Origin of the sequence: Streptomyces sp. ACA25 (assembly GCF_028200735.1) — a bacterium.
GTDB lineage: Bacteria > Actinomycetota > Actinomycetes > Streptomycetales > Streptomycetaceae > Streptomyces.
Genome location: NZ_JAQKPV010000004.1, coordinates 234,099 through 248,478, shown reverse-complemented (window position 1 = coordinate 248,478; position 14,380 = coordinate 234,099). Strand labels below are relative to the sequence as shown.

Here is a 14,380-nt window from a genome sequence, read left to right as displayed (position 1 = left end):
CCGCCCGGCCCGGCTCGCCTCAGCCCGCCAGCAACGCTTTCGCGGCCTTGATCACCGGCAGGCCCACCTCGCCGACCAGCGCCGCGATGCCGGAGATGCGCTGCACCAGGCCGCGCCGGCGCTCAGGAGACGTCTCCTCGGCGATCGAGTCGGCCGCCGCGTCCACCTGTGCCCGGTCGTTCGCGTCCAGGTGCGGGCGCAGCTTCTCGATCTCTCGCAGGAGGGCCTCCACCTCAGGCCCTCCTGCGGTCGCCCCGACGCTCTTGCCGCCGGCCACGATGTCCCCGGAGCCGGTGTGCTCGGCCTTGCCGATGCTGCCCGCGCCGTACTGCTGGATGTGGTCGCCGCTCATGATCCCTGAATGCTCCCGGAGCCGGTGTGCTTGGCCTTGCCGATGCTGCCCGCGCCGTACTGCTGGATGAGGTCGCCCTGCACCGCGTGTTCCACGTTGATGATCATCTGCGCGATGTCGGGATTGCCGATCGCCTTGGTGATCTCCTGGACCAGCCGTTGGATCTCCTCCTGCTGCGTGGACCAGACGGCCTCATGCTGGGTGCCGGAGGTGTTGAGGACCAGGCCGTACAACGGGGGCTTCTGCAGGGTGGAGACCAGCCTCCATACCAGAAGGGCCTGGACGACGAAGAAAACGACCGGTCCCAGGCCGTCGGCCACAGCGGCGAAAATGCCGCCCACAATCAACCACCCGACGGTCCGGAGGATGAATTTCCTCCACGCGACACCGGTGTCGATGATCAGTCGTCTCTGGCCGACATGGGAGATGTTGCGCAGCGGATACGCATCACCCTCCACCCATAACACACCTTCATTGATTGTCACTTGGGCCGCCACAAGACCCTCCTGTCACCTGCCGGACACTGAGAGTACAAAGAGTAGCGAAGTCGATGCGGACACGCGCCGGAATCGGCCTTTCCCTCGCATACGGATTGAGTGCCGCCTGGGCCGCCGCCCGTTGAACGAAATACCACTCCGGCACGCCGGCCCCCTGCACAGTCCGCGGCCGGCACCCGGGTCCTCAGGGGCGGACGCCGCGTGGTCACGCCAGCCGGATGACGTTCCAGGACATCGGTTCCAGGGTGGCGCGCAGCACCCCGTCGTCCAGGACGGTGCCCTCGGCCGGGTGCGGCACGACCCGTTCGGGAGCCTCCAGCGTGTTACGGGCCTCGGGGTCGGCGTCGGCCAGGACGCTGTGCCCGGCCACCGAGGTCAGGTCCATCCCGTGGAGCGTGACCTCCAGCGGCAGCGGCGCGGTGCGGTCGCGGTTCACCGCGAAGACCGTGACACCGCCGGTGCCCCCGTCACGGACCGCGGTGGCGTGCAGCAGGTCCACCTCCCCGTACTGCTCGGTGACGTGCACCGGGCTGTGCGGGCGGACGTCGAGCACGGTGCCGCGGCCGTGGCGGGAAGCCTGGGCGAAGGGGAAGAAGGTGGTCTGCCGCCAGGCCGGGCCACCGGGCTCGGTGAGGATCGGCGCGATGACGTTGACCAGCTGGGCGAGACAGGCCACCTTCACCCGGTCGGCGTGCCGCAGCAGAGCGATGAGCAGGGTGCCGAGAACGACGGCGTCCGTGACCGTGTAGTGGTCCTCCAGCAGCCGGGGGGCTTCCGCCCAGTCCTTGTCGGGGGACATGGCGGAGGACCGTGGGTGGTTCATGTACCAGACGTTCCACTCGTCGAAGGAGAGGTGGATCTTCTTCTTCGACTTCAGCCGGGCACCCACGTGATCGCAGGTGGCCACGACGTTCTCGATGAAGGACTCGGTGTCGACAGCGGAGGCCAGGAAGGAGTCGCGGTCCCCGTCACGCTCCTCGTAGTAGGCGTGCAGGGAGATGTGGTCCACCAGGTCGTAACAGTGTTCCAGGACGGTGGCCTCCCACTGGGCGAAGGTGGGCATGCTCTGGCCGGAGCTGCCGCAGGCCACCAGCTCCACCGAGTCGTCGATCTGCCGCATCGCCCGGGCGGTCTCGGCGGCGAGCCTGCCGTACTCCTCCGCGGTCTTGTGTCCGGTCTGCCAGGGGCCGTCCACTTCATTGCCCAGGCACCACAGCCGGATACCGAACGGCTCCCGGTCGCCGTGGCCGATGCGCCGCTCGGAGAGCTCGGTGCCGGCCGGGTGGTTGGCGTACTCCTGGAGCTCGATGGCCTCGGCGACTCCCCGGGTGCCGAGGTTGAGCGCCATCATCGGCTCCCCGCCGACCTTGCGGACGAAGTCGACGAACTCGCTGAGCCCGAACCGGTTGGTCTCGGTGGACTTCCAGGCCAGGTCGAGCCTCCGCGGCCGGTCCTCCAGCGGACCGACGCTGTCCTCCCACCGGTAGCCGGAGACGAAGTTCCCCCCCGGATAGCGGATGGCGGTGACACCCAGCTCGCGGACCAGGTCCAGGACGTCGGTGCGCAGACCCCGGTCGTCGGCCGCGGGATGACCGGGTTCGTGGAGGCCGGTGTAGACGCAGCGTCCCAGATGCTCGACGAAGGAGCCGAAGAGGCGCGGGTCCACCTCGCCGACGGCGAAGGCGGGGTCGAGGGTGAAGCGTGCGGTGTCCTGGGGGCTCATACGGATCCTCACTCGTCTGCCGGCGCGGGCGGGCGCGTCGTCGGGCGGCTCGGGCCACCGGCACGCCGGCCTGCGGGCGCACCTGCGTCCCCTCCGCATCGCCCTCCGCGCGGGTGTTCGGTATTTCGCACAACGATCGGGAAGTCGAACGAAATCTAGGACGTTGAGGGCACAGCGGTCAACGGCCCCGCAGCGCCGAAACCCTCCCGGACCCGCCGGGCGTCAGGCGACCGAGAGCGTGACCTCGATATTGCCGCGGGTCGCGTTGGAGTACGGGCACACCCGGTCCGCCTTCTGCGCCAGCTCCCCGGCGGCCGTCCTGTCCAGGTTCGGGATGCTGACCGCCAGCTCGACGGTCAGCCCGTACTCGCCGCGGTCGTTGCGTCCGAGCCCGACCCGGGCGGTGACGGTCGAACCGGAGACATCAGCCTTCTCCCGGCGCGCCACCACCTGCAGGGCGCTCTGGAAGCAGGCGCTGTAGCCCGCGGCGAAGAGCTGCTCGGGGTTGGTGCCGGTACCGCTGCCACCCAGCTCGGGGGGCTCGTTCACGGTCACCTCGAGCCGGCCGTCGTCCGAGGCGACCCGGCCGTTCCGTCCCCCTTCCGCGGTGGCGACAGCGGTGTACAGCGCCTCGGTGGTCTCCGCGTTCCGTGCGGACCGTTCGGTGCGGACCCCGGCGCCGGCGTCGGTCTTGGTGTCGGTCGTGGTGGACTGTGCGGACACGAGAGCCTCCAGAGTGCGGTCGTGCGGGTCGCGGCTGCTGCCCGGCGGCACCTGCGAGTGCCCTCTTGCCGGGCCCGGAAGCCTCCCCGGACGGCCGGAGCGGATCCGCCCGGCCGCATCGCGCCCGCCGGGAGGCAGATGACGGCCCCGGCGTCCGATGTTCAGTTTTCAACCATTTCTGGCGGTACGCGGGGCCCACCCGGCGACAGCGCTTCCCCACCCGGCCCCCGGCCGTGACAAAGATCGCTATAGCCTGGGTACCAATGAGAGTTTTCCTCGCGGCATCCCCGGGGACACTGCGCAGGCGAAAGCTCTCAATCCGTTCCCGCGTCCGTTGTGATCAGGCCTGGGCAAGGCCCCGTTAAGGAGTGCGAATGTCGACAGCGCTGCTGGTAGCAGTGATCGTCGTGCTGTGGGTGTCCATCGGTGTCGCCGCCGTGGTCTTCTTCCTCGGCCGGAAGGGCTACCGGGACTGGCACTGGTACCTCATCGGCGGCATTCTGGGGCTCATCTTCGTACCGATCGCCGCCGAACGCGCCCGGAACGACGTACGGGTCCTGGAGCGCACCCCGGTCGCCGAACACGTCCGCAACGGGGGGGAACGGATCACCATCCTGGTCGGCACCGACGGCTCCCCCGAGGGCGACCAGGCAGTACGGGACGCCGCCCGGCTGGCGGTGAGCTCCGCTCACCGCGTGGTGCTGGCCACCGTCGTCGACGCCGAGGCCAAGCGCGCCGAGGAGAACACGGCCGCCGCCCGCAGCATGCTCATCGAGCGGGTCGCCTGGCTCGTCGGCGACTCCCCCGAGGGCGGCCCGGACACCGTCATCGAGATCGGCTCCGGTCAGCCGTCCACCGTGCTGCTGGGCCTCGCGGAGAGCGAGGAAGCCGACCTCATCGTCATCGGGCGGCGCGGCAAGGGGCTCTCCCAGCGGGTGCTCGGCAGCGTGGCCGACGAAGTGACCAAGCGCTTCCCCCGGCCGGTACTGCTGTCCTCGATCACCGCCGAACGACGCTGACGAGGGCCGTCCATGCTGCTGGTCGTCGCCCTTGCCGCGATGATTGCGCTGGCCGCCGCGGTGCCCGCGGCGGCCGGCCGTCTGGGGAGGAACACCGGCTACCCCCTCGCCGTCGGCTTCCTCGGCGTCGGGCTGCTGCTGGCCATCGCCGTCCTGGGCACCCCCGGTGACGAGGCAGTCACCATCTCCTGGCCCTGGCTGCCCCAGCTCGGCGTGTCCCTGGCGCTGCGGCTCGACGGCCTGGCCGGCCTGTTCTGCCTGCTGATCCTCGGTGTGGGCGCGCTGATCATGGCGTACTGCCCCCGCTACCTCCCCGTGGAGGGGCACCACACCACCATCTACAGCCTCCTCACCCTCTTCGCCCTGTCCATGCTGGGACTGGTCCTGGCAGCCGACCTGGTGCTGCTCGTGGTGTTCTGGGAACTCACCACGATCTGCTCGTTCTTCCTGATCGCCTCCGCCGGCCCCAAGGCCACCAAACCCGCGGTGAAGGCGTTCCTGGTGACAGCACTCGGCGGACTGGCCCTGCTCGCCGCCGTCGTCCTGCTCACCATCGCCGCCGGAACCACCGACCTCACCGCGATCCTGGCCAACCGCGAGGAGGTCCTCGCCTCCCCGCTGGCCTGGCCGATCGGCGCACTGATCATCATCGCCGCGTTCACCAAATCGGCCCAGCTGCCCTTCCACTCCTGGCTGCCCGGCGCCATGGCCGCCATCACCCCGGTCAGCGCCTACCTGCACGCCGCGACCATGGTGAAGGCCGGCATCTACCTGCTCATGCGGTTCAGCCCGCTCTTCGCCGACCAGACCGCCTGGTCGGTCACGCTCGTCGCCGGCGGGCTGTGCACGGCCGTGTTCGGCGCGATGTGGGCCCTGCGGCAGCACGACCTGAAGGCCCTGCTCGCCTACTCCACGGTCAGCCAGCTCGGCCTCCTCACCGCCGCCATCGGCGTCGGCACCCAGACCGCCATGGCCGCGGCCATGCTGCACACCGTCGCCCACGCCCTGTTCAAGGCGACCCTCTTCATGCTCGTCGGCATCATCGACCGCGAAGCCGGCAGCCGCGACATCCGCGAACTCTCCGGCCTGCGCCGCGTCATGCCCACCACCGCTCTCGTCACCGGCCTGGCGGGCCTGTCCATGGCCGGTGTGCCGCCCCTCCTGGGCTTCGTCAGCAAGGAGTACCTGTTCAAGGGATTCCTGCAGACCGACTTCGCCCCCTGGGCCGGCCCGGTGGCCACCGCGGTCGCGATCGGCGCCTCCGCCCTGACGTTCGCCTACGGCCTCCGCATCTTCTACGGGGCGTTCGGCGGCCCGACCCTCCAGGGCAGGCTGTACGAACCCGCCTGGTCCTTCCTCGCACCGGCCGCCGTGCCTGCCGTTCTCGGACTTCTGCTCGGGCCGGCCGTACCGGTGCTCGACACGGTCGTCGGGCGGGCCATGCAGGACATCAACCCCGCCGCCGGACCCCCCGGCTTCGCCCTGTGGCCCGGCTTCACCGCCGAACTGGCGATGTCCATGATCACCATCCTGGCGGGCGTGACCCTCTTCCTCGCCCAACGGCCCGTCGAACGCACCCTGCTGCGCATCCCCACCCCCGGAGCCCTGTTCGAACGCGGCTACGACGGGCTGCTGCGCTTCGGCGCCTTCGTCGGCCGTCCCGAACGCAGCAACGCCACCGCGCCCTACCTGGTCAGGCCGGTGATCGCCCTCGTGCTGCTCGGCGGGATCGGCGCCCTGGCGCTGACCGACCCCCCCACCGCCGACGCCTCCACCGTGTCACCCCTGGACTGGCCCGTGGTGGCCGCCGTCACCCTGGTCGTGATCGGCAGCGTGCTCACCACCTCCACCCTGGGGGCCCTGGCCCTCCTGGGCATGGCCGGATTCCTGGTGTCGGCGTGGTTCCTGCTCGCCGGCGCCCCCGACGTGGCCCTCACCCTGCTGCTGGTCGAGATCCTCACCGCGATCGTCGCCGTCCTCGTCATCACCGGACTGCCCAGCCGGTTCCTTCCCCGGCTGCCGGTGCCCACCGTGGCGGCCGGGGCCCTGGCCGTCGCGGCCGGGCTCGCCGCCACCGGAGCGACCCTCGTGTTCACCGGCGACCGGGACATCTCACCGGTCGGCGACTACTTCCTGCACGAGGCGGAAGAACAGACCGGCGGCACCAACGTCGTCAACACCATCCTGGTGGACTTCCGGGCCCTGGACACCCTCGGCGAAGCCGTGGTGCTCGGCGTCGTGGCCCTCGGACTGCTGATGCTGCTGGGCGCCCGGGACGCCCCCGGCACCGGACGGCCGGTCAGCGCCGCCGACGGTCTGGTGCTCCAGCTCGCCAACCGCACCATCGGCCCCGTCATGCTGGTGTTCTCCGCCTACCTGTTCCTGCGCGGGCACAACGAGCCCGGCGGCGGCTTCATCGCCGCCCTGGTCGCCGGCGCCGCGGTCGCCCTGAGCTACCTCGCCCGGGGCCGGCTGCCCGGCAGCGGCGGCCGCATCCTGCGCCCCGCCCCGCTGGTCGCCACCGGCACCCTGCTCAGCCTCGGCCTCGCCCTGGGCGTGATGCTCCTGGGCGAGGAGTTCTTCACCCCCCTCAAGGGATCCCTGCCCCTGCCCCTGCTGGGAGACCTCTCCCTCACCTCCTCGCTCCTGTTCGACCTGGGCATCTACCTCCTGGTCCTCGGGCTGATCTTCGGAGCCGTCGACCGGCTCGCCCACGGCCTGCCCGCGGAACCGGAACCCGGCGACGAGCTGGAGCCCGAGCCGGCAGCCGCCGCGGCCCAGACCACTCCCGAGAAAGGCACGCCATGACCGCCGCGATTCTCGTCGGCATCCTCGTCGCCGGCGGCGTGTACCTGGTGCTCCAGCGGGAGCTGCTCCGGGTGGCGATCGGCTTCGTGCTCCTGGGCCACGCCGTCAACGTGCTCTTCGTCGCGGCCGGCGGCATGGCCCGCCGGGAAGCACCACTGCTCAACGAGAACCACCCGGACGTCGCCGCCGACCCCCTGCCCCAGGCATTCGTCCTCACCGCCATCGTGATCACCTTCGGCATCACCGTCTACCTGCTGGGGCTGCTGCGCGCCGGCAGCTCCCACCGGCACCCCGACCCCCCCGAGGACACCGACGGCCCGCCGGACGCACCACGCACCGGTGACCCGACGGACACCGGCCGGCTCGCCGGCCCCGGAGATCCCGAGGACACCACCGGGAGCGCCGAGCTCACCGGCACGGGGGACGAGGAAACCCGCCCCGGGCGAAGCCCCCGCCCCGAGGCCGGCGAACCCGCCGGCCACCGGACCGGCCGCAGCGAGGCCGGACCCGACACCGTGCACCGCACCGGGCACCGGAAGGAGGAGGACCGATGAGCGGCACCCTGCTCCCCCTGGCCGTGGCCGGGCCGCTGGTGGCCGCCGGCCTCACCCTCGCGGTCGGACAGCGCCGCGTCCTGTCCCGGGTCATCGCACTGGCCATGACGGCCGCGATACTGCTCCTGAGCGCCCTGCTCCTGGCCCACACCTCCGACGGCTCGGTGCTCACCGCCGACCTCGGCGGCTGGCCGGCCGGCATCGCGATCGTCTTCGCCGCCGACACGTTCAGCGCCCTGATGCTGACGGTCACCTCCCTGCTCACCCTGGTCTGCCTCGCCTTCGCCATGGCCGCCGACGACGACCGGCACCCGCTCTACCTCCCCCTCGGACTGGTGCTCTCGGCAGGCGTCTACGGCGCCTTCCTGACCGCCGACCTGTTCAACCTCTTCGTCCTCATCGAAGTCATGCTCGTCCCCTCCTACGCGCTGCTCACCCTGACCGGCGGCCGGCGGAGAGTGGCCGCGGGACGGCTCTACCTGACGTTCAACCTCATGGCGTCCACCGTCTTCCTGGGCGGGCTCGCGATGCTCTACGGCGTCACCGGCACGGTGAACCTCGGCGAGCTGGCCGGAGCGGCGAACGGCTCCCCGCTGGTCGCACTCGCCGGAGCGGTGATCCTGGTGTCCATGGCCGCCAAGGCCGCCGTCGTGCCACTCCACGGCTGGCTCCCCCGCACCTACCCCGACGCCTCACCGGCGGTCACCGCACTCTTCTCCGGGCTCCTCACCAAAGTCGGCGTCTACGTCATCATCCGCGTCTACGCGGTCCTCTACGACGGCGACCCCCAGTACCTCTGGGTCATCCTGATCGCCGCCCTGGTGACCATGGTCGTCGGCGTCCTCGGCGCGGTCGGCGAGAAGAGCATGCGGTCGATCCTGGCCTTCCACATGGTGAGCCAGATCGGCTACATCCTGCTGGGTCTCGCGCTGTTCACCACCGCCGGACTGGCCGCCGCCGTCTTCTACCTCATCCAGTACGTCCTGGTGAAAGCCGCCCTGCTGCTCTGCGCCGGCGCCGTGGAAGTGACCTACGGGACCGGCAGACTCGACCGGATCGGCGGCCTGGCCCGCCGGGAACCCCTGCTCACCGCCGCCTTCCTCACCGCCGCGCTGTCCCTGGCAGGACTGCCCCCGCTCTCCGGGTTCATCGCCAAGCTGACCCTGCTGCGCGCCACCGCCCTGGAGTCGGAGTACCTGGCCGTCGGCATCGCCGTCGCCGTCAGCCTGCTCACACTGCTGTCCATGATCAAAATCTGGAGCGGGGTGTTCGCCGGGAACCTCACCCTCCCCTCCCGGGCCCCCACCCCCGCAGGCGGCAGCGGCTCCTCCACGGGCGGGGGCGGACCCGACGGCACCGGCGAGTCCGCGGCCACCCCCCGGATCCGCACCACGCTGCTACTGCCCGCCGTCCTCCTCGCCGCCTTCTCCCTCGGCCTCGGCATCGGTGCGGAAGCCCTGCTGATCAGCGCCGAGACCGCGGCCGAGGGCCTGATCGACACCACGACCTGGGTCTCGGAGGTGACGGGCCGATGAGCTCCCTCGCACGCCGCACACGCCTCCGGGCCTACCGGGTGGCCACCTTCCTCGTCTCCTTCAGCTACCAGTTCCTCGAAGCCAACATGGTGATCGCCTGGGAGATCCTCACCCCCGGCACCCGGCTGGCCCCGGCCATCGTCAAGCTGCCGCTGCGCTGCCGGAGCCGGGGCGAAGTCATGACCCTGACCAGCCTGGTCAGTCTCACCCCGGGCACCCTGGCGATCGAGGTGGAAACCGAGCCCTTCATCCTCTACGTCCACGGCACCCACGCCCAGGACGTCGAGGGGTTCCGCACGAAACTGCACGACCTGGAGACCCTGATGCTGGGTGCGCTCCGGCCCGTCGACGAGATTCCCGGCGCACCGGGAGAAGGGAGGGCCGGCTGATGCAACTGCTCGACGTGGCCCTGCTGGTGCTGGTCCTGTCCCTGGCGACCGCGATCGTCCAGGTGGTACGCGGGCCGACCGGCGCCGAGCGCCTGGTGGCGGCGGACTTCGGCTTCGTCGCCTTTGTCGCCGGCGTCGCCGTCCTGGCCGTGCGGCTGGAGAGCCCGGCCCTGTTCGATCTGGTGCTTGTCGCCACACTGGCCGGATACCTGGCCACCGTGGCACTCGCGCGCCTGCTGGAGAGGAGGCGCGCCCCGTGACCGGATCACGCGTCATCGCGGACCTGCTGATCGTCGTCGGAACCCTGCTCATCGCCGTGGGAGCCCTCGGCCTGATCCGGCTCCCCGATGCCTTCAGCCAGGTCAACGCGGTCACCAAGGGCGCCTGCCTGGGCGTGGTGTGCCTGCTGCTGGGCGCACTGATCCGGATGCCGAGCCCGTCCACGACGGTCACCCTCATCGCGGCGATGGTGCTGCAGCTGATCACCGTGCCCATCGCCGGGTACACGGTCGGCCGCGCCTGCTACCGCTCCCGGGCCCGGCTCAGCCGGAGCACCCATACCGACGAGCTCGGCGGCCGGCACACCCGGAACGACCCGCCGTCCTGACACCGCTCCCCCGGAGGGCGACGCGGTGCCGCCCACGACGACGCCACCGGCCAGCACCGGAGGTCAGTGCCGGCCGGCCGCCTGGAGCACGGCTGCGGCGACGTCGGTCACCGGGTCGGTGCCGGCGTCCACGGTGAAGTCGTCCACCCCGGCCCGGTCCAGGATTCCGGCCAGCTCTCCGGCCCGCTCCAGGTGCCAGCGCAACGCCTCGGGCTCCTGCGCGTGACGGCGGGTGAGCCGCTCCCGGATCACCGGCAGGCCCGCCCGGAGCCGGCACACCGACAGCTCGACGCCCACCGCGTCAGCGCACCTCTGCCGTTGCTCCCGGGTTTCGACCACCCCCGCGAGGAGCAGCCGGACCGCTCCGGCAGCCAGGCAGTTGCCGGCCACCGCGCTCAGATTCCGGAGCATCAGGCCGAAGTGGAAGCGGTCCCCGGGCGGCGCCGGCCAGGCGCGCCGCAGGCTGTCCAGGTCGATGACGGCATGGGGCACCGCGGCCTCCGCGAGAAGCCCTCCCACTGCCTCTGCCACCGACGACTTCCCGACCCCGACCGTGCCGTTGAGCAGGAGGGCACGGGGCTCCGCAGGGCTGTCAGCACGCATACGGGGACCCTACGGCGCGGGGGCCGGCAGAACGCGGGGTCCGAGGAGCAACGGAACAGAAAGTACACCGTGTTCCGCAGGACAACGACGTTGAGCATCAGCCCCGGTGCGCGATGTTCACGGAGCGGTGTGTCTGGTGTGCGTCTGGCTCGTGCGCGGTCAGCGGGCGGCGAGGGCCTCGGCGGTTTCTGCCTCGGCGGTGACCGCAGGTGTGGTGTTCTCGGGGCCGCGGAAGACGATGTGGACGAGCAGGGCGCCCATGACGGCGGCGCCTGCCCACATGGACTGCTGCCAGCCGTCGACGAAGGACTGCTGGGCTGCGTGGAGCAGGTCCTGGGCGTGCGGGCCGGCGTTGCCGGCCGCTTCGACAGCGTTGGCAACGCCGTCGCGGGCGGTGTCCGCGGTTCCCTGCGGGATGCCGTGCAGCCGGTTGTCGATGGCGCCACGGTAGCCGTTGGCCAGCAGTCCGCCGAGCAGAGCGACGCCGAGTGCGGTGCCGAACTCGCGGGTGACGTCGTTCAGGGCAGAGGCCACGCCTTGTTCGGCGCGCGGCAGGGACGCGGTGATGGCGGTGGTGGACGGGGTCATCGACAGGCCCATGCCCAGTCCCATGGCGAGCAGTCCGGGCAGGATGGACAGGTAGCCGCCCTTGACGGAGACGAGCAGGGCCATGAGCACGAGGCCGAGTCCGGCCAGCGCGATGCCTGCCGCCATGGTGGAGCGGGAACCGATGCCTGCGGCGAGCTTGGGGGCCAGGCCGGAGGTGGCCATCATCATGACGGCCATGGGCATCATGGCGGCCGTGGACAGCAGCCCGGACCAGCCGAGCACGGCCTGGAAGAACGGGAAGAGGACCACGCCGATACCCGCCTGGACACCGAAGACCACCAGCAATGTGATCGAGCCGCCCGACAGGCCGCGCTCGCGGAACAGCCGCACGTCCAGCAGTGCGCTGTCGCGGCGGTGCAGCTCCCAGGCCACGAAGCCGATGGCCGCGAGGAGACCGACGGCGAGGCTGATCAGAGTGACGGGGGCGGTCCAGCCGCGTTCGGGACCTTCTTGCAGGACGAAGATGAGGCCGGTCACGGCGAGGGTGGAGAGCAGCGCGCCGGCGGTGTCGAAGCGGCGGGCCGAGGTCTCGCGGGAGTGGGGAACCGATGTCGCCGTCATGGCCAGGGCCGCGAGGGTCAGGGACACCGGCAGGGCGAACAGCCAGCGCCAGGTGGCGACGTCGACGAGGAGGGCGGAGAGGAACATGCCCAGGATGCCGCCGCCGCCGGCGACGCCGGTCCATACGCCGATCGCCTTGCCGCGCTGTTCCTCGGGGAAGGTGGCGGTGATGACGGCCAGGGTGATCGGCATGATCATCGCGGCGCCGATACCGCTGGCGACGCGTGCGGCAATCATCACCTCCGCCGTCGGGGCCAGGGCCGAGACGACGGTGGCGACGCCGAAGAAGCCCAGTCCGGCGAGGAGCATGGGCTTGCGTCCCAGGCGGTCGCCGATGGCGCCGAGCGGCAGCAGCAGCGCGGCCAGGGCGAGGGCGTAGATGTTGATGATCCACAGAACCGTGTTCTGCGAGGCGCCGAACTCCACTGCCATGTGGGTCTGCGCGACGTTCAGCCCGGACACCGAGGCGATGACCGACATCAGCGCGAGGGAGACGGCGATCAGGACCGTCCTCAGCTGACGCGCGTCCGGGCTGCCTTCGCCACTGGCCGGCGCGGCTTGTGGGGGCTGGGGTGTGCTCATGGATTTCCTCACAACACAGGCATGCCGAGCTGACGCCGGGCAGGGCCGGTCGGTGGGTGAACAGGGCGGGTTGGGCCGGGCGGTCGGCCGGGCCCCCGGGAGGCGTTGTCAGAGGGCGGGTGTCTCGCCCCGCGCGGCGGCGAGCGCGGCGGCGGTGTCCGCGGTGACCAGCACGGCGTTGATGTGGGAGCCGGCCAGGGCGCCGGCCGCGGCGGAGGCGCCGACCTGGGCGGCAAGGTCGGTGGCGTTGCCTGCCACCCACACGCCCGGCACCTCGGTGGTGCCGGCCATGCCGGAGGCGAAGCGGCGGCCCATGTGGTCCGGCAAGTCCTCCATGGGCAGCTTCAGCGCATCCAGGCCCTCGGTGCGGGCCTGCATCTGTGTGGCGACCGCGAGGACGCGGCGGCCCACAACCTGGCCGCCGGTCAGGCGCAGCCCGGCGAGGGTGCCGTCCTCGTGGTTGACGACCTCCTGCACCGGGGTGTCGACGATGGGGATGTTGCGGGCGGCGAAGCGGGCTCGAGTGTCCTCATCCAGGGCAGTGCCGTGGGTGAAGTAGGTCAGGTCCGCGGTCAGTTGGCGGAACAGGAGTGCGTGGTGGACGGAGGCCGGGCCGGTGGCGAGGACGCCGATGGGCTGGTCGCGGACCTCCCAGCCGTGGCAGTACGGGCAGTGCACCACACTGTCTCCCCAGTGTTCGGCGAGGCCGGGGACCTCGGGCAGCACGTCCCGCAGACCCGTGGCCACCAGGAGGCGGCGCGCGGTGATGCTGTGGCCGTCAGCCAGGGTGAGGGTGAAACGCAGGTCTCCGTCGGCCGACGGGGCGGCCGGGGCGGCAGAGGCCACCGTGCCGAAGACGATGTGTCCGCCGTACTGGCGGACCTGCTCCCGGCCCCGCCGGAGGATCTCGCGCGGCTCGGTGCCGTCCAGCACGATGAAGCCGTGCATGGCCGCAGCCGACGCGTTGCGCGGGGAGCCGTTGTCGATCACGACGACCGACCGGCGGGAGCGGGCCAGAGTCAAAGCACCGTTCAGCCCTGCGGCGCCCCCGCCGATCACCACTGCGTCGACGGTTCCACCGGGCAGTGCGTCGCTCGCGCACGGAGAAGTCGTCATAGCCATGTCCTCCTGCTCTCTCGTCGTGCGTGGTTCAGACACTGCGGACCATCTGCACCGACGCTAACCCCGCATTGCATCTAGGGCATACAATGTTGCCCATGACGCAAGAAGGTGGAGAGCTGGACGGCCTCGTACGCAAACGCATCCGCGCGCTGCGGGTGGCGCAGGGCTTGTCACTGGAAGAACTGGCCACCCGCGCCCACCTCAGCCAGTCCTCACTGAGCCGCATCGAGAACGGCCAGCGCCGCCTCGCACTGGACCAGCTGGTCACCCTCGCCCGCGCCCTGGACACCACGCTGGACCAGCTCGTGGAGACCGCCACCGACGACGTCGTCACCAGTCCGACGATCGACAGCACCCACGGCCGGATGCGCTGGGCCCTGAAGGCCGACCCCGGCATGAGCGTGGTGCGCCAGCACCTGACCGACCCCCCGCCCGACAACCCCGCCCGCATGCGCGCCCACCCGGGGCGCGAGTGGTTCGTCGTACTGTCCGGCACCGCGATCCTCATGCTCGGCCAGCGCCGCTTCCGCATCGAGACCAACCAGGCCGCCGAGTTCCCCACGATGATGCCGCACGCCATCGGCACCGGAGGTGGCCCCTGCGAGATCCTGGGTCTCTTCGACCGCGACGCCCGCCGCGGCCACCAGCGCGACGACGGCGACGCTCAAGGCCCTCCCGATTGACGGCGCGAGCCGC

15 protein-coding genes are annotated in these 14,380 nt (G+C 71.2%); 8 read left to right on the top strand and 7 right to left on the bottom strand.

The genetic code is table 11. The features are described from left to right. Positions 1 to 19: 19 nt before the first annotated feature. The 4 genes from PJ985_RS09165 to PJ985_RS09150 all read right to left on the bottom strand — a co-directional run bounded on the left by PJ985_RS09165 (position 20) and on the right by PJ985_RS09150 (position 3,199). Positions 20 to 352, bottom strand: coding sequence for a hypothetical protein (locus PJ985_RS09165; RefSeq protein ID WP_271683106.1), 333 nt, complete (start codon positions 350 to 352; stop codon positions 20 to 22). Further along, positions 349 to 837, bottom strand: coding sequence for a DUF6232 family protein (locus PJ985_RS09160; RefSeq protein ID WP_271683250.1), 489 nt, complete (start codon positions 835 to 837; stop codon positions 349 to 351). The genes PJ985_RS09165 and PJ985_RS09160 overlap by 4 nt, the downstream gene beginning before the upstream one ends. Positions 838 to 1,054: 217 nt before the next feature. Next, entirely contained in the window at positions 1,055 to 2,572 is a 1,518-nt protein-coding gene (gene arfA, locus PJ985_RS09155) for an arabinosylfuranosidase ArfA (RefSeq protein ID WP_271683105.1), read from the bottom strand. Between the two features lie 222 nt (positions 2,573 to 2,794). Continuing rightward, the gene (locus PJ985_RS09150; protein ID WP_271683249.1) at positions 2,795 to 3,199 is read right to left on the bottom strand and encodes an organic hydroperoxide resistance protein; all 405 of its coding nucleotides are present in this window, start codon (positions 3,197 to 3,199) and stop codon (positions 2,795 to 2,797) included. A gap of 470 nt (positions 3,200 to 3,669) precedes the next feature. Here PJ985_RS09150 and PJ985_RS09145 point away from each other — a divergent pair, with 470 nt between their 5' ends. From PJ985_RS09145 to PJ985_RS09115, 7 genes are read left to right on the top strand one after another with little or no spacing between them, the layout of a single operon-like run. After that, on the top strand, positions 3,670 to 4,314 hold the full coding sequence (locus PJ985_RS09145) for a universal stress protein (protein WP_271683104.1): 645 nt from the start codon (positions 3,670 to 3,672) through the stop codon (positions 4,312 to 4,314). 12 nt (positions 4,315 to 4,326) lie between these two features. Continuing rightward, a complete protein-coding gene (gene mbhE / locus PJ985_RS09140; protein ID WP_271683103.1) occupies positions 4,327 to 7,122 on the top strand; it encodes a hydrogen gas-evolving membrane-bound hydrogenase subunit E in 2,796 nt (931 codons plus the stop codon). Continuing rightward, complete coding sequence (locus PJ985_RS09135) at positions 7,119 to 7,676, top strand: sodium:proton antiporter (protein WP_271683102.1); 558 nt, start codon at positions 7,119 to 7,121, stop codon at positions 7,674 to 7,676. Before mbhE ends, PJ985_RS09135 begins: the two co-directional genes overlap by 4 nt. Continuing rightward, positions 7,673 to 9,211, top strand: coding sequence for a monovalent cation/H+ antiporter subunit D family protein (locus tag PJ985_RS09130; RefSeq protein ID WP_271683101.1), 1,539 nt, complete (start codon positions 7,673 to 7,675; stop codon positions 9,209 to 9,211). Before PJ985_RS09135 ends, PJ985_RS09130 begins: the two co-directional genes overlap by 4 nt. Beyond that, positions 9,208 to 9,600, top strand: a complete 393-nt coding sequence (locus PJ985_RS09125) for a Na+/H+ antiporter subunit E (protein ID WP_271683100.1) — start codon at positions 9,208 to 9,210, stop codon at positions 9,598 to 9,600. Before PJ985_RS09130 ends, PJ985_RS09125 begins: the two co-directional genes overlap by 4 nt. After that, a complete protein-coding gene (locus PJ985_RS09120) occupies positions 9,600 to 9,860 on the top strand; it encodes an MrpF/PhaF family protein (protein WP_271683099.1) in 261 nt (86 codons plus the stop codon). Before PJ985_RS09125 ends, PJ985_RS09120 begins: the two co-directional genes overlap by 1 nt. Next, a complete protein-coding gene (locus tag PJ985_RS09115; RefSeq protein ID WP_271683098.1) occupies positions 9,857 to 10,207 on the top strand; it encodes a cation:proton antiporter in 351 nt (116 codons plus the stop codon). The genes PJ985_RS09120 and PJ985_RS09115 overlap by 4 nt, the downstream gene beginning before the upstream one ends. A 63-nt stretch (positions 10,208 to 10,270) precedes the next feature. Here the strand turns inward: PJ985_RS09115 and PJ985_RS09110 are convergent, their stop codons facing one another. The 3 genes from PJ985_RS09110 to PJ985_RS09100 form a co-directional block, all read right to left on the bottom strand. Further along, entirely contained in the window at positions 10,271 to 10,810 is a 540-nt protein-coding gene (locus PJ985_RS09110) for a hypothetical protein (RefSeq protein ID WP_271683097.1), read from the bottom strand. Between the two features lie 159 nt (positions 10,811 to 10,969). Next, positions 10,970 to 12,562, bottom strand: a complete 1,593-nt coding sequence (locus PJ985_RS09105) for an MFS transporter (RefSeq protein WP_271683096.1) — start codon at positions 12,560 to 12,562, stop codon at positions 10,970 to 10,972. 108 nt (positions 12,563 to 12,670) lie between these two features. Next, positions 12,671 to 13,684: an NAD(P)/FAD-dependent oxidoreductase gene (locus tag PJ985_RS09100; RefSeq protein WP_271683095.1), complete on the bottom strand. Its 1,014-nt coding sequence runs from the start codon at positions 13,682 to 13,684 to the stop codon at positions 12,671 to 12,673. Positions 13,685 to 13,779: 95 nt separating this feature from the next. Here PJ985_RS09100 and PJ985_RS09095 point away from each other — a divergent pair, with 95 nt between their 5' ends. Beyond that, positions 13,780 to 14,367 (top strand): XRE family transcriptional regulator, encoded by a 588-nt coding sequence (locus PJ985_RS09095; RefSeq protein WP_271683094.1) that lies wholly within the window; start codon positions 13,780 to 13,782, stop codon positions 14,365 to 14,367. Positions 14,368 to 14,380 lie beyond the last annotated feature (13 nt).